19 protein-coding genes are annotated in these 22,243 nt (G+C 33.6%); 5 read left to right on the forward strand and 14 right to left on the reverse strand.

Annotated features, from left to right (window positions below):
* Nucleotides 1–36: 36 nt before the first annotated feature.
* From ABW637_RS15115 to ABW637_RS15150, 8 genes are all read right to left on the reverse strand, one after another.
* Complete coding sequence (locus ABW637_RS15115; protein WP_367585553.1) at nt 37–453, reverse strand: Dabb family protein; 417 nt, start codon at nt 451–453, stop codon at nt 37–39.
* Nucleotides 454–561: 108 nt separating this feature from the next.
* The gene (locus ABW637_RS15120; RefSeq protein ID WP_367585554.1) at nt 562–3,183 is read right to left on the reverse strand and encodes a glycoside hydrolase family 31 protein; all 2,622 of its coding nucleotides are present in this window, start codon (nt 3,181–3,183) and stop codon (nt 562–564) included.
* A gap of 4 nt (nt 3,184–3,187) precedes the next feature.
* Nucleotides 3,188–4,294 carry a Gfo/Idh/MocA family protein gene (locus tag ABW637_RS15125; RefSeq protein ID WP_367585555.1) on the reverse strand — a complete coding sequence of 369 codons (1,107 nt, stop codon included), beginning with the start codon at nt 4,292–4,294 and terminating at the stop codon, nt 3,188–3,190.
* 235 nt (nt 4,295–4,529) lie between these two features.
* Complete coding sequence (gene ppk2 / locus ABW637_RS15130; RefSeq protein WP_367585556.1) at nt 4,530–5,330, reverse strand: polyphosphate kinase 2; 801 nt, start codon at nt 5,328–5,330, stop codon at nt 4,530–4,532.
* Between the two features lie 5 nt (nt 5,331–5,335).
* Complete coding sequence (ppk2, locus tag ABW637_RS15135) at nt 5,336–6,181, reverse strand: polyphosphate kinase 2 (protein WP_367585557.1); 846 nt, start codon at nt 6,179–6,181, stop codon at nt 5,336–5,338.
* Nucleotides 6,182–6,492: 311 nt separating this feature from the next.
* The gene (locus tag ABW637_RS15140) at nt 6,493–7,356 is read right to left on the reverse strand and encodes a hypothetical protein (RefSeq protein WP_367585558.1); all 864 of its coding nucleotides are present in this window, start codon (nt 7,354–7,356) and stop codon (nt 6,493–6,495) included.
* Nucleotides 7,357–7,526: 170 nt separating this feature from the next.
* Nucleotides 7,527–8,009, reverse strand: a complete 483-nt coding sequence (locus tag ABW637_RS15145) for a hypothetical protein (RefSeq protein WP_367585559.1) — start codon at nt 8,007–8,009, stop codon at nt 7,527–7,529.
* 431 nt (nt 8,010–8,440) lie between these two features.
* Entirely contained in the window at nt 8,441–9,457 is a 1,017-nt protein-coding gene (locus ABW637_RS15150; RefSeq protein ID WP_367585560.1) for an ankyrin repeat domain-containing protein, read from the reverse strand.
* 340 nt (nt 9,458–9,797) lie between these two features.
* On the opposite strand from ABW637_RS15150, the gene ABW637_RS15155 reads away from it, so the two are divergent.
* From ABW637_RS15155 to ABW637_RS15165, 3 genes are all read left to right on the forward strand, one after another.
* The gene (locus ABW637_RS15155) at nt 9,798–11,657 is read left to right on the forward strand and encodes a DNA topoisomerase IV subunit B (protein WP_367585561.1); all 1,860 of its coding nucleotides are present in this window, start codon (nt 9,798–9,800) and stop codon (nt 11,655–11,657) included.
* A 113-nt stretch (nt 11,658–11,770) separates the two neighbouring features.
* Nucleotides 11,771–14,416, forward strand: a complete 2,646-nt coding sequence (locus tag ABW637_RS15160) for a DNA gyrase/topoisomerase IV subunit A (protein WP_367585562.1) — start codon at nt 11,771–11,773, stop codon at nt 14,414–14,416.
* 57 nt (nt 14,417–14,473) lie between these two features.
* Entirely contained in the window at nt 14,474–15,313 is an 840-nt protein-coding gene (locus tag ABW637_RS15165; protein ID WP_367585563.1) for a mechanosensitive ion channel family protein, read from the forward strand.
* 12 nt (nt 15,314–15,325) lie between these two features.
* Here ABW637_RS15165 and ABW637_RS15170 read toward each other — a convergent pair whose 3' ends face one another.
* The 6 genes from ABW637_RS15170 to ABW637_RS15195 form a co-directional block, all read right to left on the reverse strand.
* Complete coding sequence (locus tag ABW637_RS15170) at nt 15,326–15,901, reverse strand: PhnA domain-containing protein (protein WP_367585564.1); 576 nt, start codon at nt 15,899–15,901, stop codon at nt 15,326–15,328.
* 260 nt (nt 15,902–16,161) lie between these two features.
* On the reverse strand, nt 16,162–16,605 hold the full coding sequence (locus ABW637_RS15175) for a hypothetical protein (RefSeq protein WP_367585565.1): 444 nt from the start codon (nt 16,603–16,605) through the stop codon (nt 16,162–16,164).
* A 494-nt stretch (nt 16,606–17,099) separates the two neighbouring features.
* Entirely contained in the window at nt 17,100–18,224 is a 1,125-nt protein-coding gene (locus tag ABW637_RS15180; protein ID WP_367585566.1) for a DmpA family aminopeptidase, read from the reverse strand.
* A 59-nt stretch (nt 18,225–18,283) separates the two neighbouring features.
* The gene (locus ABW637_RS15185) at nt 18,284–19,090 is read right to left on the reverse strand and encodes a TerC family protein (protein ID WP_367585567.1); all 807 of its coding nucleotides are present in this window, start codon (nt 19,088–19,090) and stop codon (nt 18,284–18,286) included.
* Nucleotides 19,090–19,464, reverse strand: coding sequence for a DNA topoisomerase IV (locus ABW637_RS15190; RefSeq protein WP_367585568.1), 375 nt, complete (start codon nt 19,462–19,464; stop codon nt 19,090–19,092). The genes ABW637_RS15185 and ABW637_RS15190 overlap by 1 nt, the downstream gene beginning before the upstream one ends.
* A gap of 71 nt (nt 19,465–19,535) precedes the next feature.
* Nucleotides 19,536–20,018: a helix-turn-helix domain-containing protein gene (locus ABW637_RS15195; protein WP_367585569.1), complete on the reverse strand. Its 483-nt coding sequence runs from the start codon at nt 20,016–20,018 to the stop codon at nt 19,536–19,538.
* A gap of 393 nt (nt 20,019–20,411) precedes the next feature.
* Here ABW637_RS15195 and ABW637_RS15200 point away from each other — a divergent pair, with 393 nt between their 5' ends.
* Nucleotides 20,412–21,569 carry a M14 family zinc carboxypeptidase gene (locus ABW637_RS15200; protein ID WP_367585570.1) on the forward strand — a complete coding sequence of 386 codons (1,158 nt, stop codon included), beginning with the start codon at nt 20,412–20,414 and terminating at the stop codon, nt 21,567–21,569.
* A gap of 74 nt (nt 21,570–21,643) precedes the next feature.
* Entirely contained in the window at nt 21,644–22,123 is a 480-nt protein-coding gene (locus ABW637_RS15205; RefSeq protein WP_367585571.1) for an Lrp/AsnC family transcriptional regulator, read from the forward strand.
* Nucleotides 22,124–22,243: the final 120 nt, after the last annotated feature.

Below are 22,243 nucleotides of genomic sequence, written 5' to 3' on the forward strand. Positions count from 1 at the left end.
AGTATTCGTACGGTTAAAATATGATTCTGTATGTGATTAAAAGCTTACAGAATCATAGACTAATACTTTATTCCAAAGATTTTTATTGTTTTCAACAAAACTGGTGTGTAAAGGATCTATTTGATAAGCATCATGTTCTTCTTTAGATGTAAAAGTGATTACTACGCAATAGGTGTAAGAATCATCAACTACGGGTCTTGTAGCGGTATCAGCAGGAATTCCTATATGGCTGGATGCTATAAATTTACATTGTTTTAGCAATGTTGAAACTCCATCTTCAAAAGTTTTCCTGTCCTTTAGATTATCGGGATTATTAAGCCAGAAAAGGACTGTATGAACAAAATTTCCTTTGATCTTTTCTGTTTGGGGTATCTGACCTTTATCAATTTGTGCAACCGAAGAAAGACTAATAATATACATCAGAACCAGAAGTATAAACTTTATGTGTTTCATGTCTTATTTTTTTTAAAGATACTTAGAAAATATAAAAACAAATAACCTTCTAAAATGAGTAAAAGATTATACTACTGCTTAAAATAGTTATATTTCAATAATAAGATTTTACTCATATGCCAAGTATGAAACTAATTTTTTAGAGATCATTTTTCTTGCGTCGGGATGTCCAAGAATGAGTTCTTTCATTTCTTTTATATTTTTCTCAAAATCTTCTAAAAGTTGTATTGTTTTATTTGGATTATACTGGATTTTGGTTGCTGTTTGTTCTGCGGCAAGCACAGGGTTAGGAAGTGAAGACCACCAGTTTTTTCTAGCTACTTCAATTTTCATATCACCCACCATGGTTGAGATTCGTCTAAAGAGTAAAGACTTTTTATTCAATAGAACTTCTTTTCCGACAATAGATTCATCATATTGTATTTTAATGTTTATTTCTTTATCCACAGGAGTACTTGGGATATAAATTATAGTCGAAAGTTCCTTGCCACTATAGGTCCAATGATTACTAACTGTTTCATTGCTAAAAGGGTAGTCCGCTCCATTTACCGTTACCAATTTTGGAGGAAAAGAGCTTAATAGTTTTACTTTATATGTTCTACTATTATACATATTCTCATATCCTCCCTCTCGAGGAGCTATAATTATCGTCTTTTCATTTTTGGTAGTATTTTGACTCACTTTAGTAGTTGTATAACGGCCATTGGTATACTCATTAGTAGTGCCATCGTCTTCATATACAATAGTCTCGCCATTATTTCCCGGTACTATATTTAATATCCAATCAGAAATTTGTTGTTGCAAATGGTCGATTTTAGGATACATGGGTATGATACTTCCTGCTTTGGCATATATTGGTATTTCATCTATTGCAAATTTTCGTGAGATAGTCTTTTCTCCCTCAATAATACTTCCAGAATGCCATTCATACCATTTTCCTTTAGGTAGCCAAATTTGTTTTTCTGTTAGGTTATTGTTTTCTGAAACACTCTTGGAAACCGGAGCAATAATCATATCATCACCAAAAAGATATTGATATTTTTTATCATAAGCTTCTTCATTTTGAGGATAGTCATAGTACATAGGTCGGCTTAAAGATAATCCAAGATCATAAGCTTTTCTTGAAGCAGTATAAATGTACGGTGCCAACTGATAACGCAATTGAACCAATTCTTTCATGGTTTTAAAATGATCAGGGTATTTCCAAAACCTACGTTCAATACTTGATATTTTGGCACTATGCGTTCTAAGAATTGGGCTAAATACTCCAAATTGCAACCACCGAACATATAATTCGGGATTTCTGTCCAATTCACTAGAAGCATGTCCTCCTATGTCGTGACTCCACCAACCATAACCTACATTTGCTGCAGTAGCAGTAAAATAGGTCTGATATTTAAGAGATCCCCAACTAATTTTATCATCTCCAGAGAAACCTATTGGATAACGATGATTTCCCATTCCTCCCCATCTATGAAATACCATGGGTCGGTTATTACTTTGTTGCTCCATATCAGTAAAGAAGGTGTAGTTTAACCACCAGGTATTACTTAAATCCTTTACTATTTTACTTTCTGGATATTGTTGCCAGTCTAACCACCAAAAATCAATTCCACTTTTCTCGAATGGTCGTAGCAATACATTGAAATAGGTTTCTGCCCATTTTTTATCAGCCATTTGATAATGTATGTATTTCTTACTTTTTGCATCAAAACCATAAGCATTGGCAAAATCTTCATAGACGTCTTCCATCGGTGCAATACCAGAAGCAGGATGAAGATTTAAGGCTGTTTTAAGATGGTTTCTATTGGTCCAGTCAAGGAATTTCTCGGGATTCGGAAACAAAGAGCGATTCCAGGTATATCCAGTCCAGCCGACCCAGTTACCTGTTTCATCCATTTTTGGGTTACTGGTATTTTTTAACCCTCCGAAGGTTTCGTGCCAATCCATGTCGATAATTAATACATCCATAGGGATGTCATAGGTCCTAAAATCACTAACCAAATCTTTTAATTCTTGATCAGAATATACCCAATATCTCGACCACCAATATCCTAAGGCATATTTTGGTAACATTGGTATTTTTCCTGCGACCGAAGTATAATCTTTTAGGGCCAGTTTATAATTAAGGCCGTGACCAAAAAAATACCAGTCAATCTGTTGGTTTTCTTTTCTTTTTTCTACCCAATTCCATTTTGAACCATCAAAGAGAAAGGATTTTGAATCGTCTAATAACGCAAAGCCATTTCTAGAGACAATACCGTCTTCAAGTTGAATGTCTTTCCCGTCCCACCATTTTCCGCCATTGGCTCCATCTAATGTTCTTGTTGTTCCTTTTAAATTTTGGTTGTCTCTAATGTCAGGATTCCAACTTTTGGATAGATCATTTACTTTGTAAGAGATGGATAAGTTGTCTTTTGAAAACGCATCTTTTCCTTTTTTGTAAGTTAATGTCAGTGCATTGGTGGTTATAGTTAAAGCTGTTTCGGTTTCCTCTTTTTTGAAGGAAGGAACAGGTAAATTACGATTAATGATTACAAAGGAAGCCTTATCCTCAAAAGAGGCATTTTCATTCCATTCCATTCTAATCAGATGTGCCGTTAGTATAGTGAATCTCGCATTTCCGGAAGTAATTGTAGCATCAGTATGTGCTATAGGATTGTTTTCTTGGGCAAAACCAGGAAGTATATTTGAAACTAAAACAGCAAGTAAAACAAATATTTTTTGCATTTGATTATTTTTTAAGAGGAACAATTTTACCTGTTTTCGCACTTTCTTTAGCGGCTTCAAGGATTTCCACAACGATCATATTATTTTCTATTGATGAAAGATCGTAAGGTGGAAGGGTAATTTCATTTTTGACAACCCCAGCCAACAGCGCAAACGGATCATCCAAGGGAGCAGGGCGTTCTTTTAACGTCTCTTTTACTTCATCATCTTTTTCACTTAAACGATACCTAATATCAGATCTGTTTTCACTAAAAATGTATCCATTTTTGCCATATACTTCCATATCTTTTCTTGCAATTGGCCAGTTCCATGATGCCTGTATAATCCCTTGCATTTTCGGATACTTTAGAATAATAGTAGCATCGTCATCAACTTTTGGGTATAAATCAGGTTTTATAGTTTGAGTAATTGCAAAAACACTTTCTGGCTTTTCTCCTTTACTCAACCAAACTATCAAATTTACCCCATAACATCCAAAATCAGGTAATGCACCGCCACCATTGGCAACGGGATCGGTGAGCCAATCCAAAAACTCTTGATTAATGCCTAATTCGATTGGCCCTTTATGTCCGTCATGAACCACCACTTTTATTAATTTTCCTATATCTCCGTTTTGCACCATTTCATATGCCTTATGATTGGTGGCATACCACGTGGTTTCATAATTGGTTAATAAATGAATGTTGTGTTTTTCTGCTAAGTTCTTCATCTTTATGGCATGATCCATGCTTACAGCAAGCGGCTTTTCTACCATTACGTGAATCCCTAAGGGAGCACAAGTTTCTACCACTTCTAGATGATCGTATATGGTTCCAAAAGCGGTTACTGCTTCAGGTTTTGTAGCTTTTATCATTTCTGCCATGGTATTATAAACAATATCCATACTATATCCATGTTGTTCTGCATAGCGTTTTGCCAAATCCTTATTGGGTTCTACAATACCCACGATTTTTATATCACCTCTTTCTGGTCTGCCTAAAATCCAATGTACATGCGTGTGAGTTAAACCTACAACTCCTACTTTTAAAGGCTCTTTTTTTGTTTGACTTTGGGATATTTGTGGTTGCATGAATAGCATGCAGAGAATAAATAAGAAAAATATTTTTCTCATGGGTGGTTTAATTTTAGTAAATGAATGTGTAAATCATCAATAAAGCATATGAAATAAGGGTATATAGACTATATTGATGATTTTAAAAGTAGAAAAAAAACAGAAAGACAAACAATAATAGTTCTATATATTTAGAACTGAGAAGTCAATTTTTTTATATTCTCAAAGAATGATACGATAAATTGATATATCTCAAATAAAACTTTGAAATATAGGTCTTAAATTTATAATGAGCTTATACTTTTTCCTGGTATGGGATATAATCAAGTACGTGCTGTATTGTTTCAATTCTGGCTTTAGTTTTTTTATCAGCTTCAATAATGATCCATTTAGAGTTTTTTGTATTGGTATGCTCAAACATTTTTACTTTATACTTTGTGTATTCATCCCAAAGCTCTTGTGCTCTTTCATCCACTCTGGTCATTTTCCATTTTTTTAAGGGGCTCGATTTTATATCTCTAAATCTACGTTCTTGCTCTTCTTTAGTAATTGAAAAATAGAATTTAATAAGATATGTATTAGATTCTACAATCATCCTCTCAAATTCATTAACCTGCCCCATGAAAATTTCATATTGCTTCTGGGTGCAAAAACCATTTACGGGCTCTACTACCGCTCTGTTGTACCAACTACGGTCAAAGAAAACAATCTCACCAGGTTTAGGAAGTTGATTTACATATCTTTGAAAATACCATTGTCCTTCTTCTTCATCTGTAGGTTTTGGTAAAGCAACGATACGAAAGTGCCTTGGGTTAATATGAGCCGTAAATCTACGTATGGCACCACCTTTTCCTGCAGCATCTCTACCTTCAAATAGAATAACAATCTTTTTGCCATTCGTAATCACCCAATTCTGTAGTTGAACAAGTTCTGCCTGAAATTCTTTTAATTCAATTTCATATTTAGTCATTCTAAGTGCCTTAGCGATATCGACTTTCTTATCCATGAAAAGATATTTTAAGCCGATAGGAGAATTGAGTATTTTTAAATCTTCTTCAGATACGTTTGGTAGTTCTGTTTTTTGAGCTGTTGACATGTGAATTAAATATCTATCTGTTCTATATATCTGTGATACCTTACTATTACATTGGGGTCGGGTAGTAGTGTGGTTTTTGCCTTGGATTTTCCGGTATAATCAAATTGTGAAAGAACGTATCTCATACTTTCGAGGCGGGCAATTTTTTTACTGTTGGTTTTTACAATAATCCAGGGACTATATGTAGTATGCGATCGAGAGAACATTTGTTCTTTGTATTTGGTGTATTTATTCCATAATTGTTGCCCTTTCATATCTACTGGACTAAATTTCCAAACCTTTAATGGGTTTTCTAATCTTGCTTCGAAACGTTCTTTTTGTTCTTCTTTGGAGATAGAAAACCAGAATTTGATGACGATGATTCCGTCTTCATAGAGCATATGCTCAAATTCGGGTACTTGCACCATAAATTTGTTGTATTGCTTTTTTGTACAAAAGCCCATTACTGGCTCTACTACAGCCCTATTGTACCAACTTCTGTCAAAGAAAACAATCTCTCCAGGATTAGGTAACTCTTTAATGTACCTTCTAAAATACCATTGGCCTTTTTCGACCTCGGTAGGTTTATTGAGCGCTACAATTCGCATTGAACGAGGATTTAAGTGCTCTGTAAAACGTTTAATAGAACCGCCTTTTCCTGCGGCATCTCTACCTTCGAATAATACGGCAACTCTTAAGCCTTTTTTAGCAATCCATTGTTGAAGATTTACAAGCTCTGTTTGTAGCGACTTTAATTCGTCTTCATATCGAAGCCTTCTAAGGATTTTTGAAATATCGATATTTTTTTGATTCGCAATACCGATCAAATGTTTTCGTTTTTGAAGTTGACTTAATTCTTCAAGTGTAAACATAAATTTGTGGGTTGTTATAGATTGATACCGCTTAAAGGTAAACATAAAATTGGGTTTATGCCACCCCATAATACAATTCTATATCGTACTTTCCTTTCTTTAAGGTGATCAAGCATCATTAACTTTTCTAACGGGAATTCTTCGGTTATTGAATAAATCTCATGACAAATACAAATCTCAAGCATTTTATGTGTTAATGTACAAGTCTCATAATTTTTGTGCTTTTTGATTATAAATTTTAGTATTGATATTATAAAATTTATACCCCATGAAAGCAAAGTGTTTATGTATAAACTTTTGTGTGGGGTGTTTTATTCAAAAGAAGGTACTAAACCTCGTAATCCCATATCTACAATATTTTCGCCAGAATTGGGATCAACATCCCATTTTCCGTTGCCGTTTACATCTACCCACTCAAAACTTTTATTGATAGATAAAGTGAGTGTGACTGTGATATTTTTAGTTTCATTACCTGTAATTACCAAACTACGATCAAAACTTCCTGTAACTACACAAGATCCCTGCGGAATAGGTGAAGTTGCAAACAATGGATTAGGAACGGTTGTAGCCCCTTCTGGTGCTTGTCCTGTTTGTACACCGGTTATGGTTTCGAACCCCCAATATCCTTGTTGCTTGTTACTGTTTACGACCACTTCTTCGTTTTTAACCGTATAATTTGTGATATAGTTATTGAAACCAACAAAACTAGCTATTGTACCTGTAAATGGAATGTTGTTAAAATAAAATGCAACATCATAGTTTTGATAAGAAAGTGACAGTCGCACCCACTCATATGAACCGGGAGTAAGATTTTGTAAAGGAATTTCTAAAAATACATCACCAGGAGTTACAACACTTGATTTTTCAAAATCTATAGCATTATCACCTCCTAAAGTAGTTTCTGGAGCTTGATATACAATTGCGCCTTTTCCTAATAATGTATTTGCATTAGAAGCGAACTCTAAATAATGGGCAGAGATCGAATTAAATATAGGATCTTGACCAGCATTCTCTACAGGAATGTCTATAGGAGAACCGTCATTTCCTAAACGAGCTTGCTCTGGGTTAACAGCTAGTTTAATAATTAATTGTGGTTGATTTGTAACTGGTTTCTCATCATCACTACAAGAAAAGCATAGAGTGATTGCTAGTAAAAGTAAAGAATAATTTTTCATGGTAGTTAGAAATTTAGGGCACTATAAGTAGGTTATTGTATCTTGGGTACAAAGTAAAATGATTTTCAATATACCAATAAAATTTTAATTGTCTGTATAGAAGCATAATAGACACTGTAAACTACGTCCCTTTACCATACCCTATAGCCTTTGTTACCTGCTGCCATTTTCTATCCCACAAAAGTTGAATGATTATCTCTTGGGTCGTACTGAATTTCTAAGTCTGAACCATTCCAAATTGCTTCACAACTTTCAAGACGGTATGTGTTACCTTGCCAACTTGCACCAATATAATCTTCGATTAAATCTTCGATAAAAACTCTTTCACCAATTTTAATGTCTTTGGGAATTAAATAAGCTGCGAATGGAGGCTCGAAATAATGTGGATAAAAATACGTCCATTCAATTACTCGTTCAAAACCTTTATTATCACCCGAATAAATATCTGCTCTGTGGTCCATTATAATTTCAATTTCTCCCGTCGTCTTATTCTGAACAACAGAATAACATGAGCGTATTTCATCAGAAGGTTCGATCTTTTTTATGATTGGTTTAAGTCCATTTTTTGCAGCCTTATTAATGCTATCTATATCTCTCCCAGTTTTTATTATACGTAAACCTTTTGAGTTTTCATTTCCCTCTCCAAATGCCATTTTATATTATTTTTATGTTGTGCTGATTTAAGTCTATTTTTAAACACGTGTAGGGATTTAGTTTGACCATGCTTAAAAGCTCGTCATCTGATAGAAATTCTGTATCAACAATTAGATGGTCGCAATTTGAACATTTGCGCATGGTAGAGTTGGTTCTTTCTAATTTATCCCAATTCATTTTATATGGACAATTCATTTTTTTTACAAATTCATCTTTGTCAGTATAAACTTCCTTTTTTATTGGGTCAAATTTCATTTTTTGTATCGTTTTACGGTTGCGGTAATGTCCAAATATGAACTTTTTAAATATATACTAAAGTATCAGTTTTGTATTTCATTTTCAGGTGATTACTTAAGGCCATGAACTATATTATTTGTTAGCAACCAACTTTCTTAAAGGTAGACTTGGTAGTCTTTAAGAAATTCGAACTCTATTTATCCCCTTTAAACAATTTCAAAAGGTCATGTTCATTTTTTTTATCATACTCCATCTTAAATATGTCAAGCGCAGTCTGCCCCTTATTATTAGCGATACTTATATCTGCTCCTAACTCTATTAACTTTTTTACCAGATCGGTTTTTCTTTCACGAACCCATTCAGAATTTCTCCATTGAGATGATTCGTAAAAACTATTTTCCCAATAAGCCAATTCATGTAGCAATGTATTTCCTTTTTTATTTATGGCATCAATGTTGCATCCTTTCTCGACAAACAGTTTTACCAGATCTACATTAGCTGCATAATGAAAAGGGGTATTTCCATATTTATCAACCTTAGCGATATCAGCTCCCATCGTTATTAGCAATTCAACAATATCATTCGCACCACGATCCACGGCACAAAAAATTGGAGTCCATCCATTAGCATCCGAAACGTTAACATCTGCACCTTTGTGAATTAAATATTCTATACGATCAAGTTCGGTTTTACTACCGCTCCAATGATTCGTAACTATGTGTAATAATGATCCTTTTAGTCCTACTACGTTAAGATCAGCTCCTGAATCAATTAAAAACTTAACTATTTCTTCCTCATAATAGAAAAATAGACTGTAAGCACAATATATAAGTGGAGTATTACCGATATTATCTACCATATTAATATCTGCGCCTTGTTTTAATAGATATTTAATAATTGGTAAGAATTCTTCTTGTCTTTTAGTAGCATAATGAAGGGCAGTTTTTCCAGTTGAATCCTTATAATTGACTTTCAATCCATTCTCGATTAATAGTTGGGTAGATTCAAAAATTTTATTTTCATCATCGCTATTATATAGTATTTCTATTAAAGCTTGATTCATGGCTGTAGTGTCATTCCTTAATATAGATTGATCTATTTCTTGGAATATATCGACCTCTTGTGCTTTAATGTCTGCTACAACCACAAATAATAATACCCAACAAACAATTGTGGTTCCTAGTAGTTTCCTTTTTAACTTAAGTATCATCTCTGTCTAAAATATTATATACTTACTTACAGTGGTATATGTGTAAAAGTACAAATATTTCCGTTTACACGCGTTTGTAATTTTTTTTACTAAAATCTATGATATTTCTGTCACAAAACCTTTACCAGAGCCAAAGATCTTATCGCTACGACCATTTGTATGATTTGTGGTGGTATAATAGCACAAAACATAAAGTTGGTTTTAGATCGAATACTTCCTAAATCATTGCATACCAAATAATCAACAAAATACGTTATGTTTTTGTTAATTACTTTGTAAGAAGGCTGTTTTAATTCTGTAAGTGAAACCTTATATTAGCAGGCATTCTACCCAAAATTTTATGAGCAAGGAAACCAAATATACCGAAGATAATATACGATCCCTCGACTGGAAAGAGCATATCCGTATGCGACCGGGAATGTATATAGGTAAGTTAGGCGATGGATCATCTGCTGATGACGGAATCTATATTTTACTAAAAGAAGTACTCGACAATTCTATCGATGAATATGTTATGGGTGCTGGTAAAACCATAGAAATCTCTATTCAAGGTGATAAAGTTACCGTTCGTGATTACGGACGAGGAATTCCATTAGGTAAGGTGGTTGATGTCGTGTCAAAAATGAATACCGGAGGAAAGTATGATTCTAGAGCCTTCAAAAAATCTGTAGGGCTTAATGGTGTTGGTACCAAGGCAGTTAATGCGTTGTCGACGTTTTTCAAGGTTGAATCTACTCGAGACGGTAAATCAGCTTCGGCAGAATTTGAAAAAGGAAATCTGACTAATCAGGATGGGTTAGAAGAAACTTCACGTCGTCGTGGTACCAAAGTATCCTTTGTTCCTGATGAAACAATTTTCAAGCATTTTAAGTACCGCACAGAATATGTGGCTAAAATGCTTAAGAACTACGTATATCTTAACCCGGGATTGACAATCATTTTTAATGGCGAAAAATTCTTTTCAGAAAACGGATTAAGAGATTTACTTTCTGATAATATCAATGCCGATGATAGATTATATGATATCATTCACCTTAAAGGAGATGATATAGAGATTGCAATCACGCATAGTAAAACACAATATAGCGAGGAGTACCATTCTTTTGTGAATGGACAACATACTACCCAGGGAGGTACCCATCAGGCTGCTTTTCGCGAAGCCATAGTTAAAACAATCCGTGAGTATTATGGCAAAAATTATGAAGCCAGTGATATTCGCAAGTCTATAGTTTCTGCCATAAGTATTAAGGTGATGGAACCTGTTTTTGAGAGTCAGACCAAAACAAAGCTTGGTTCTACCGATATGGGTGGTAGTTTGCCAACCGTAAGAACGTATATCAATGATTTTGTAAAGACAAAACTTGATAATTTCCTGCATAAAAACCCAAATACCACAGAGAGCTTGCAACGTAAAATATTACAGGCCGAGCGAGAACGAAAGGACCTCTCTGGAATTCGTAAACTAGCAAAGGAGCGTGCAAAGAAAGCTAGTCTTCATAATAAAAAACTTAGAGATTGTCGTATTCATCTTACCGATAGTAAAAAGGATCGTAATCTCGAAAGCACACTATTTATTACAGAGGGAGATTCTGCAAGTGGATCAATTACCAAATCCCGTGATGTGAATACTCAGGCGGTTTTTAGCTTACGCGGTAAACCATTGAACTGCTACAATATGACCAAAAAGATTGTATATGAGAATGAAGAATTCAATCTTTTGCAAGCCGCATTAAATATTGAAGAATCCTTAGAAGATTTGAGATATAATAATATAGTAATTGCTACTGATGCCGATGTAGATGGAATGCATATTAGATTATTATTGATTACTTTCTTTTTGCAATTTTTTCCCGAAGTAATTAAAGAAGGGCATTTGTATATATTACAAACCCCGTTATTTAGAGTAAGAAATAAGAAAGAAACGATTTATTGCTATTCTGAGCAGGAACGAAGAGATGCTATCCAAAAACTATCAGGGAAACCAGAGATTACTCGATTTAAGGGGTTGGGTGAGATCTCCCCAGACGAGTTTGTACACTTTATTGGTGATGATATACGTCTTGATCCTGTAATGTTGGATAAAGATAAATCTATAGAAGAATTATTATCATTTTATATGGGAAAAAATACTCCTCAACGACAGGAGTTTATTATCGACAATTTAAAAGTAGAATTGGATACAGTAGAGGAAGAATTATAAGGAATTACGATTTATGAACTACGAGTTACGAGTACTAAACTCAAGAATACCAGCTTTGATACTTTGGCACTCTGTAACTTTGAAACGTATAAAATAAGCCCCAACAATTATATATGGATTTGGAAAACGAAAACGAAGAATTACATCACGATTCAACCCATGAAGATCACGAACCACAAGAAGTGATCACCAAGGTTACCGGAATGTATAAAGACTGGTTTCTGGATTATGCATCTTATGTAATCCTGGAACGTGCGGTACCGGCTATCGAGGATGGTCTAAAACCTGTTCAACGCCGTATTCTTCATTCTATGAAGGATTTGGATGATGGTCGATATAATAAAGTAGCAAATATTGTTGGACATACCATGCAGTATCACCCGCATGGAGATGCTAGTATTGCTGATGCCATGGTGCAAGTTGGGCAGAGAGAGCTACTCATCGATATGCAAGGTAACTGGGGTAATATCCTTACTGGGGATAGGGCAGCAGCTTCCCGATATATAGAAGCCCGTTTGTCTAAATTTGCGTTGGATGTTGTTTATAATCCAAAAGTTACAGATTGGCAGTTGTCTTATGACGGACGTAAAAAAGAACCGATTAACCTTCCGGTTAAGTTTCCGTTATTATTGGCACAAGGAGCAGAGGGGATTGCCGTAGGACTTAGCACAAAAATTCTTCCGCACAATTTTATAGAATTGATAGGCGCTTCGATTAAGCACTTGCAGGGTAAACGCTTTACCATTTTACCAGATTTCCCAACATCGGGTATAGCAGATTTTACCAACTATAATGATGGTAATCGAGGAGGAAAGGTAAGAGTACGAGCAAAGATTTCTCAACTAGATAAAAATACATTAGTTATAAATGAGATACCGTTTTCTACAACAACGACTTCGTTAATAGATTCTGTGCTTAAGGCAAATGATAAAGGGAAGATCAAAATCAAAAAAATAGAAGATAATACCGCTGCAGTGGTTGAGATATTGGTACATCTCCCTTCTGGTATTTCTCCAGATAAAACAATAGACGCTCTATATGCGTTTACCAATTGCGAAGTATCTATTTCGCCTTTAGGCTGTGTTATCGAAGACAATAAACCAAATTTTATTGGTGTTTCTGAAATGTTACGTCGTTCTACAGATAATACAGTAGAATTGCTTAAAAAAGAGCTTGAAATCCAGTTGGAAGAGCTTCAGGAACAATGGCATTTTGCCTCTTTAGAAAGAATCTTTATTGAGAATAGGATCTATCGAGATATTGAAGAGGTAGAAACATGGGAAGGCGTTATCCAGGCTATTGATAAAGGATTACAACCTCATATCAAACACTTAAAAAGAGCGGTGACCGAAGAGGACATCGTTCGCTTAACCGAAATCAGAATCAAGCGTATCTCAAAGTTTGATATCGATAAAGCGCAACAAAAAATTGAAGCCCTTGAGGCTGATATTGCTGAGGTAAAACATAACCTAGAGCATCTTATCGAATTTGCAATTGATTATTTTAAGAGGTTAAAAAAGACCTACGGTAAAGGAAAAGAACGCAAAACCGAAATAAAAATATTTGATGATATCGAAGCTACCAAAGTAGTTATTCGTAATACGAAGTTGTATGTAAATAGAGAAGAAGGGTTTATAGGTACTTCATTGCGTAGAGACGAATATGTTACCGATTGTTCTGATATAGATGATATTATTTGCTTTACTGCCGAAGGAAAAATGATGATTACTAAGGTGGGGTCAAAAACATTTATTGGTAAAGATATTATACATGTTGCCATCTTTAAGAAAAAAGATAAACGTACAATCTACAATGTGATTTATCAAGATGGTAAAGGTGGGGCTTCTTATGTGAAAAGGTTTGCGGTTACCGGTGTTACGCGTGATAAAGAATATGATCTTGCGCAAGGCAAGAAAGGTTCTAAAGTGACTTATTTCTCTGCAAATCCAAATGGTGAAGCCGAGGTGATCACTATATTTTTACGTCAAGCGGGAAGTATTAAAAAACTCAAATTTGACCTGGATTTCTCTGACTTATTGATCAAAGGTAGGGGTGTAAAAGGTAACATTGTTACTAAGTATAATATTAAAAGAGTAGAGTTAAAGGAACAAGGAGTTTCAACCTTAAAACCGCGCAAAATATGGTTTGATGATTCTGTACAGCGCCTTAATGTAGACGGAAGAGGAGAGTTATTGGGAGAGTTTAGAGGAAATGATCGTTTACTGGTGATCACTCAAAAAGGTCTTGCAAAAACGATTATTCCTGAAATGACACTGCATTTTAATTCGGATATGATTGTTCTGGAAAAATGGAAGCCTAAAAAACCTATTTCCGCGATTTATTGGGATGGTGAGAAAGAACGATATTATGTAAAGCGTTTTTTAATCGAAAGCCCTGATCGCGAAGAGTTTTTTATTACAGAACATCCTAAATCCTTTTTAGAAGTTGTTTCTACAGATCATAGACCAATGGGAGAAATAATCTTTACCAAATTGCGAGGTAAAGATCAGCGTGCAAATGAAGAAATAAACTTTGAAGAATTTATCTCAATTAAAGGTGCTAAGGCATTAGGAAATCAATTAACGATCCATAAAGTAAAACAGATCAATTTATTAGACCCTTTACCTTATGAAGAGCCAGAACCACTTCCTGCCGAAGAAATTGAGGTTATCGAAGAAGAAAATGTTCCTTCATCAGATTCTGAAGGATCAGATGGGGTAGCAGATGCAGATGAGAACGACCAACCAACATTATTCTAGAAATTACCTTTTAAGATTTTTTGTACTGAATATAATACCGGAAAAGAAATGATTTAAGTGACAGAATTTATCAAGAAATATATTAATGTAGATCATATTGAAGGTGTTATTTTGTATGCCTTCATTATTGTTCTGATATGTTGGGTTGTTTCTTTGATTTTCAAGTGGTTATTGGTTCTTTTTTTGAATGTAAAACAAAAGAGAGGTAGTTATAATGTTACCAGATTAAGGTTTGTCAAAAATTCTATACGATTCTTCTTTTTTATTATTGCTTTTGTTATTATTATGGGTACTGTTCCTTTCTTAAGGAGACAAGCCACCGTAATATTTTCTGGAGCCGGTATACTTGCAGCGATTATAGGTTTTGCAGCTCAGGCAGCTATTTCTAACCTGATTGCCGGCGTTTTTATTGTATTGTTTGAACCTTTTAGGATAGGAGATTACATCAAGTTAGACCAAGAACGAGTAGGAATAGTAGTTGATATTACTTTAAGACATACTGTAATTAATACATTCGAAAATAAAAGATTAATTATTCCAAATTCCATTATTAGTACAGAATCTATTCTTAATCACACGATAGAAGATAGTAAAGTGCTTAGTTTTAATAATTTTAAGATAGGATTAAACGCTGATATTGATTTAGTTAGAGAGATTATTTTGGAAGAAGCTTCAAAACTAGAATATATAGCTGTTTTTGATGATAAAGAGAATAAAAACCCTGAAGTTCGTGTGATAGATGTGCATGAGTCTTATGTGCATGTTCGAGCTTATGTATGGATATCAGAGCCTTTTCAAGAGTTTAAAATGAAATGTAAACTCAAAGAAAGAGTACATAAAAGATTCCTCTACGAAGAAGTAGAAATGCCAATACCTTTACGTAAGATTATCAATTAACTAATACGTTTTCTAAGATTTCTTCACATACTTCGTAAGGATTACGATATGTTGACCATTAACACGACCTTCAATATGCTCTGCATTATCGTGTACTAATGAGATATTGCGTACTGCAGTACCACGTTTGGCAGTAAAATTAGCACCTTTAACATCAAGGTCTTTTATTAAAACTACAGAATCCCCAGCACTTAACATTGCACCATTAGAATCAACATGCTTTATAGTATTGTTATCTTCTTCGCCTTCTCCTGTAGCTTTAGCCCATGCTAGGGTGTCATCATCCAAGTATAACATCTCTAATAAATCCTGTGGCCAACCTTCAGAACGTAAACGAGTAAGCATACGCCAAGCCATAACCTGAACACCTGGCACCTGACTCCACATACTATCATTAAGGCATCGCCAGTGATTAGCGTCTATTTTTTCTGGATTTTCGATTTGTTCTTTGCAAACAGAGCAGGTGAGAATACTCGAATCAAGCCCCACATTAGGTGACTTGGGGACATCATATACCGATAAATTTTCAGTAACTCCGCATAATTCACATACAGATCCACTTCGTGTTTGTAGTTCTTTTAAGCTCATTTTAATTAATCTAATTGACTCGTTATTTCGTAATCGCAAAAGTGCGATTAAATTTAGAATTATGGTAGTAAGTAGATAATTTATTAGTGTAATTGTAGCTACACATTATATTTAGCATATTCTCGTATAAATTTTAAATAATTTGCCCCCTTATCTATATAAGATAAGGGGGCAAATGTCTATACCATTTTCGAAATGACAGCAAATTTAGTATAAACCTCTATAGATAATATCTTATGATTTAAGTGTTTGATGTTTTACTAAAAACCTACATATTGAACCGAGGTTTCTAATACTTTAGAAAAATCGTAGTAATCGCTTAATACATCTTCACTTACATGATCAATAAGCGAATATCCTTCTCTTAGGTAAGCCGATGTATAATCATCAATCCTATAATTAAGAAGTTTGGCTTCTAGCACATCTCTTTTCCATTTTTTAATTTGTTTTTTGGACATAGACCCTTTTTGTACTAATTTATCATGTTCTATGAGTATAAAAGTCAGCTCTTTACCTCTCTTAATCATAGACTCATACTCTTTCATAGAGTAGGTGACATTATCAACACGTAGTACTGTATTTGTTTGTAACGGTTCTGTTTCATTGATAACAGTATTGTGTTCAATTTGCGGTACAAATAGTACTTCTTGAGCATGTATTCCTGCTATTGATAGAAAACATATAATTAATAAATTCTTCTTCATTACCCTTGTTTTTTTAGTTGTTAGATGTAATATGAATAACATAATTCGCTTAAACTTCAAGTAATCCAATAAATTTTCAAAAAACCACTGTCGATTTTTCGTTAAAACTCGTTTTTGCTCGTTTAAATGTTACTCACTCAATTTATTTTGGGTTAAACACCTTGCTGTTAAGTGTTTAAAAAATCAATGATATTTAGCTTATTCTATAAACGTAAGTATTATCCTTAAATTGTTTCTAGGTATAATGTGTTTAAAAAAATATTACATAGCACATAATCCTTTTTTGATAGAAATAAGGACTAAGATTTTGTGTGCTTATGAATGTATATCGCTAATGAGGGTGATTGTAGAATACTAATAAATAGCTTTAATGAAGAATTGCTTTCGAGATCTATTATATGTTAATTACACCTATTAGTGAATATCATTACGTTTTATAATTGATCCTTTTAAAAGATGAAAAAAGCTTACAATTTCAACGATGTAAATAATAATTAATCCTTTATTCTATTGTACTTTTTCATGATTTCTATGATGCCTTTGGTAGGTATAGATGGTATATGATGCTTATTATGCCCTGTCATAGTTTCTGCTGCAAATAACGAATTGATAATAGCCTCTTCTGTTGCTTCTATTGTAGCTAAAAATAAAGGGGTAGTTTGCTCATTTCTTAGCACTTTATTTTCATTAAAAGAAGAATTACTTTTATTTGCAACTAAATTATCTTTTGCTGTTGATAAGGCAATAACAAAATCACCACTCCCATTAGATGCAACACCTCCAGTTTTTGCTAGTCCTAACATAGCTCTTTTTCCAAGTCTCTCTAAATTTCTTGAATCTAAAGGAGCATCTGTAATAACAACAATCATACAAGAACCATCGCCTTCGTATTGACTGTATTTAGGTAATCTATTTAATTCTTTGTCGATAGGAACTCCATTTATTTCGAGGACACCTCCAAAATTGGTTTGTACTAAAACCCCGACAGTATATTCTCCTTCAGATTTTGGTAGGACCCTCGAAGCTGTACCGATCCCTCCTTTGTAGCCAAAACAAATGGTACCAGTTCCTGCACCAACATTACCTTCTTTTACAATTCCACCGGTAGCGTTTTTTATTGCATTTAGTATATGTTCTTGCGTAACGTGCCTACCTCTAATATCATTTAACCAGCCATCATTAGTTTCACCGACAACAGAATTTACTGACTTGGCATTTTGATTTTCTGGTTGTTCAATAGTATAGCTTATTAATGCATCTATTGCGGGAGATACACTTAATGTGTTAGTCAAAACAATGGGAGTTTCAATGTTTCCTAATTCTTTTACCTGGCTATATCCAGCTAGTTTTCCAAAACCATTACCAATATATATTGCAGCGGGAACCTTATGTTGAAAAATATTACCAGTATGCGGTAATATTGCGGTTACCCCAGTTCTAACATCATTTCCTTCGATTATAGTTTCATGGCCAACTTGTACGCCATCAACGTCGGTAATTGCATTATTTTTTCCAGGCTTTAAGACCCCTATTTCGATTCCATAATCTCGAGCTCTTTTTTGTTGAGATAACACGTTTGAAGAAACCAAAACCATTAAAATAACCCCGATTTTTTTCATATATTTTTTGTGATTTGTGTAATGCTATTATTGCACGTTAAAGTATAGTATTTTTAAGATTAAACTTCTTTCGTACTTACTTTATTTTTTTTACGAAGTTTAAAGTTTAAAAATTCAACTAGTAAAGAGAATGCTATTGTAAAGTATAAATACCCTTTAGGTATCGTACCTACTTCGCTATCAAATATTTGAAGGTGAGCCAAATGTGCTGCTTCTGCAATTAACATAAATCCTATTAGGATTAAAAATGAAAGACCTAAAATTTGAACTGAAGGATGTTTGTTTACAAAACGGCCCACAGGTGTTGCAAACAGCATCATAATCAGTACAGACACAACAACAGCAATAACCATTAACAGTAGTGCATCGTTTGGATTATCACTTATACCATTGGTCATCCCAATCGCAGTCAATATTGAATCAAATGAGAAGACTACATTAATCAACGTTATTTGTACAATGGCATTAGATAAAGAAGAAGAGCTTTTGGCTTGTATTTCTTTTTCTTCCTCTCCTTTTTCATCCACTTTTTCATGTATCTCATGTACACTTTTGTATAATAAGAACATTCCTCCGCCAAATAAAATTAATGCCTGGCCACTAATACCAGCTTCTATCCAAGGTAAATTAATATGCCAAAAAGGAGCCTCCATTGCCACTAACAATGAAATACCAAATAATAAAACAATTCGCATAACCATGGCAAGTGTCAAACCAATATTAGTCGCTTTTTTTTGTTGTTTTTCGGGTAGTTTACTAGAAGCTAATGAAATAAAGATGATATTATCAATACCTAGTACAATTTCTAAAAAAGTCAGGGTTAATAGGGCAACCCAGGCGTCAGCTGATGCGAAAATTTCGAACATTATTTTATTTTTTTTGCGGTTCCACGTTGTTTGTTTGCTGCACCTACTAATCCATATTCGAAGGTATAGGTGTTTTTATCTGTAGTTAAGATCTTCATGTGTATAGCTTTCTCCTCAGCCATATTTTTCGGATGTATTTTTTTTACGATGTATTCGCAATCATTAATCCAACGAATACTGGAAGTATCACTTTTCCCTCTAAAATAATCTATTTCTATAGAATCTGTTCTAATAAATTTAGTTTTGGCAAGTTCACCGTCGAGATACGTTTCAAATTCAAAGGTTCCTATATGAAAATTATCACAATCGCGATTTTGCTGATAACAACTCGTAATACATATAGATAAGAAAAATATAAAAACAATTTGCTTCATCACCATGATTTAATCTAGAAACGAAAATAAATTTATTTCCAGAAAGTTTATGGCTAGGAGTGAAAAAGTTGTTAAGATTTTTTCATTTGATAACTATTAAAAGTTCCATCCACATAAAAAATAACAATACGATCAATTTTATCATCTGTAGAAATTGATGGAGCGTTTTTTTCTATAGAGGTAACTTCTGGTGTACTACTTTCTTTTTCGGGAATTGATTGTGAAAATAAATCATTATCCGTTTTGGGAATAGAAGGAGGTGATTGATATGAGTTGGCAATATGTTCTTCGGGTTTAGATTTTTTTTCTTCGACTACTGAATTTTCTGATTTTGGAAATACTCCTTTTCCATACAATAACCATTGTAAATCTACATCGGTATATGCTTCTGTAATTTTCATTACAAAATCTAAACTGGGTTTATTTCGTCCGCTCAAAATATGAGAAATAGAGGATCGGCCTACACCCATGTAATCTGCAAATGATGAAGCCGATACAGCATAGTAATCCATTACTTTTTGAATTCTTTTTCCAAAATCTTTACTATCAACCATGAAGTTACAAGTGTAAACTGTTAATGTGTTTAAATATGATTACAAAGGTAAACAAATTCGTAATATAGTAGTGTTTACATATGTAACATCATTAGATTTAGTAGTAAATTAATACTTGAGATAACTATCTATAATAATTTGATTTACAATTCATTGATATACCATAAATTATATCTCTTAAATACTTGTTAACAATAAGAATACATTTGGAAACGAGTAAGAAATCAACGTTTACTTAAGTAAACAGATCTATTCAAATTACATGTTTACATTTGTAACTACGATCCTGTTACAAATGTAAAATGATCTGGAGTTTACAGATGTAAATAAGATCATGTTTGCTATGATTCTTCAAGAAACTGTAGTAATTTCGTGTTCTATTATATAAGATTTATGGATAGTGTTACATTACAAAACTGGTTTGCTACATATAAGGAACCTTCATTATTTGGTCGTTATATTTATCTAGATCATATTACTCCTCTTCTGGATGTTTTATCTTCTAAAGTTGAAATTAAGCAGATAGGAACTTCAGAAAATAATGCACCTATTCAACTTATAAAAATTGGTAACGGATCAAAGAAGCTTCTATTTTGGTCCCAGATGCATGGTAATGAAAGTACCACAACAAAAGCTCTTTTCGACCTTATTAACCTTCTTACCGATTCTACTAATAGTATAAGCAAAGATGTTTTAAAAGAATGTTCCTTGTATATAGTTCCTATTCTTAGTCCAGATGGAGCTAAACTGTATACCAGACTTAATTACAATAAAGTAGACCTTAATAGAGACGCGCAAAGTAAAACACAAAAAGAAAGTATTGTTTTAAGTGACCTAATAAAGGCTATACAGCCTGATTTTGCTTTTAATCTACACGGCCAAAGAACAATTTTTAGTGCAGGAGCGACGAATTACCCAGCTACAGTATCGTTTTTGTCTCCTGCAGGTGATAAAGAACGCTCAATTACTTCTAGTCGAAAAGTAGCAATGGATATTATTGCTAAAATGAATACGATGCTTCAAGAATTAATCCCTAATCAGGTGGGGCGTTATGATGATGGGTTTAATATCAATTGTGTTGGAGATACGTTAGAACATAATGGGATTCCGACCATTTTATTCGAGGCAGGACACTATCCAGGTGACTATGATCGTGAGATGACCAGAGAATATATTTTCTATTCCTTGGTCACTTCAATTCAATATATAGCAAAAACCAAAATTATCGGAGAAGGGTACAAGGATTATTTTTTAATTCCTGAAAATGCAAAATGTTTTTATGATATCATCATTAGAGATGTGATTTTAAACAGTAAAAATGTGGATATAGCCGTTCAATACACCGAAATATTAACAGGAAATAATGTGAAATTCGTACCAAAAATTGTTAAAATTGATGATTTGCAAAATTTTTATGCACATAAAGAAATTATTGGTAAAAAAAGAGCGATATACAACGAAAACGTTACAGTAGAGATAGTTCCAGAGGTGGAGTTGTTAAATTTCCGCTTGGATTCTGAATTATTCTCAATAGAATCGACAAAAAGATGAAATAAAATACATGAAAACTGTATTTTTCTGTTATTTTTGCAATGTAAATAATCGGGAAAATAATACGAATTACTATGGCAAAATTTAAATTAGACGAAGTTGACCACCAAATCTTGGATATGTTGATTGAAAATACCCGTACTCCTTTTACGGATATTGCAAAAAAATTATTGATTTCTGCAGGTACCGTTCATGTACGCGTAAAAAAAATGGAAGAGGCTGGCATTATTGAGGGTTCTTCATTAACATTAGATTACAGAAAATTGGGATATTCATTTATTGCATATGTGGGTATCTATCTTCAGAACACATCACAAACTAAGTTTGTATTGCAAAGAATTAACGAGATACCTTTTGTTACTGTAGCGCATATTACTACAGGAAAATTTAATATATTTTGTAAAGTAAGAGCAAGAGATACAAACCATGCTAAGGATATTATATTTATGCTTGATGATATTGATGGAGTGTATCGTACAGAGACTATGATTTCGTTAGAAGAAAGTATTAATGATAAAAAACGTTTAATGCATTCTATTTTTCAGGAAATGTAAAGGGTATTTTTATCATATATAATGTAAAGCCCTTTAGGAAAAACCTCGAGGGCTTTTTTTATTTTAAAAAATCTTGTGATTAGAGTTTTGTTAACCATATTTCTTAAGCTCGCAAGATGT

This window comes from Aquimarina penaris (assembly GCF_040786285.1).
Classification (GTDB): Bacteria; Bacteroidota; Bacteroidia; order Flavobacteriales; family Flavobacteriaceae; genus Aquimarina.

Bases quoted from the DNA above. Each gene is read 5' to 3' on its own strand.
- ABW637_RS15145 (WP_367585559.1), bottom strand. From the start codon at position 8,009: ATGGCATTTGGAGAGGGAAATGAAAACTCAAAAGGTTTACGTATAATA.
- ABW637_RS15190 (WP_367585568.1), bottom strand. From the start codon at position 19,464: ATGAAGCAAATTGTTTTTATATTTTTCTTATCTATATGTATTACGAGT.
- ABW637_RS15140 (WP_367585558.1), bottom strand. From the start codon at position 7,356: ATGAAAAATTATTCTTTACTTTTACTAGCAATCACTCTATGCTTTTCT.
- ppk2 (WP_367585557.1), bottom strand. From the start codon at position 6,181: ATGTTTACACTTGAAGAATTAAGTCAACTTCAAAAACGAAAACATTTG.
- ABW637_RS15160 (WP_367585562.1), top strand. From the start codon at position 11,771: ATGGATTTGGAAAACGAAAACGAAGAATTACATCACGATTCAACCCAT.
- ABW637_RS15195 (WP_367585569.1), bottom strand. From the start codon at position 20,018: ATGGTTGATAGTAAAGATTTTGGAAAAAGAATTCAAAAAGTAATGGAT.
- ppk2 (WP_367585556.1), bottom strand. From the start codon at position 5,330: ATGTCAACAGCTCAAAAAACAGAACTACCAAACGTATCTGAAGAAGAT.
- ABW637_RS15150 (WP_367585560.1), bottom strand. From the start codon at position 9,457: ATGATACTTAAGTTAAAAAGGAAACTACTAGGAACCACAATTGTTTGT.
- ABW637_RS15185 (WP_367585567.1), bottom strand. From the start codon at position 19,090: ATGTTCGAAATTTTCGCATCAGCTGACGCCTGGGTTGCCCTATTAACC.
- ABW637_RS15170 (WP_367585564.1), bottom strand. From the start codon at position 15,901: ATGAGCTTAAAAGAACTACAAACACGAAGTGGATCTGTATGTGAATTA.
- ABW637_RS15155 (WP_367585561.1), top strand. From the start codon at position 9,798: ATGAGCAAGGAAACCAAATATACCGAAGATAATATACGATCCCTCGAC.
- ABW637_RS15120 (WP_367585554.1), bottom strand. From the start codon at position 3,183: ATGCAAAAAATATTTGTTTTACTTGCTGTTTTAGTTTCAAATATACTT.
- ABW637_RS15175 (WP_367585565.1), bottom strand. From the start codon at position 16,605: ATGAAGAAGAATTTATTAATTATATGTTTTCTATCAATAGCAGGAATA.
- ABW637_RS15125 (WP_367585555.1), bottom strand. From the start codon at position 4,294: ATGAGAAAAATATTTTTCTTATTTATTCTCTGCATGCTATTCATGCAA.
- ABW637_RS15200 (WP_367585570.1), top strand. From the start codon at position 20,412: ATGGATAGTGTTACATTACAAAACTGGTTTGCTACATATAAGGAACCT.
- ABW637_RS15115 (WP_367585553.1), bottom strand. From the start codon at position 453: ATGAAACACATAAAGTTTATACTTCTGGTTCTGATGTATATTATTAGT.
- ABW637_RS15180 (WP_367585566.1), bottom strand. From the start codon at position 18,224: ATGAAAAAAATCGGGGTTATTTTAATGGTTTTGGTTTCTTCAAACGTG.
- ABW637_RS15205 (WP_367585571.1), top strand. From the start codon at position 21,644: ATGGCAAAATTTAAATTAGACGAAGTTGACCACCAAATCTTGGATATG.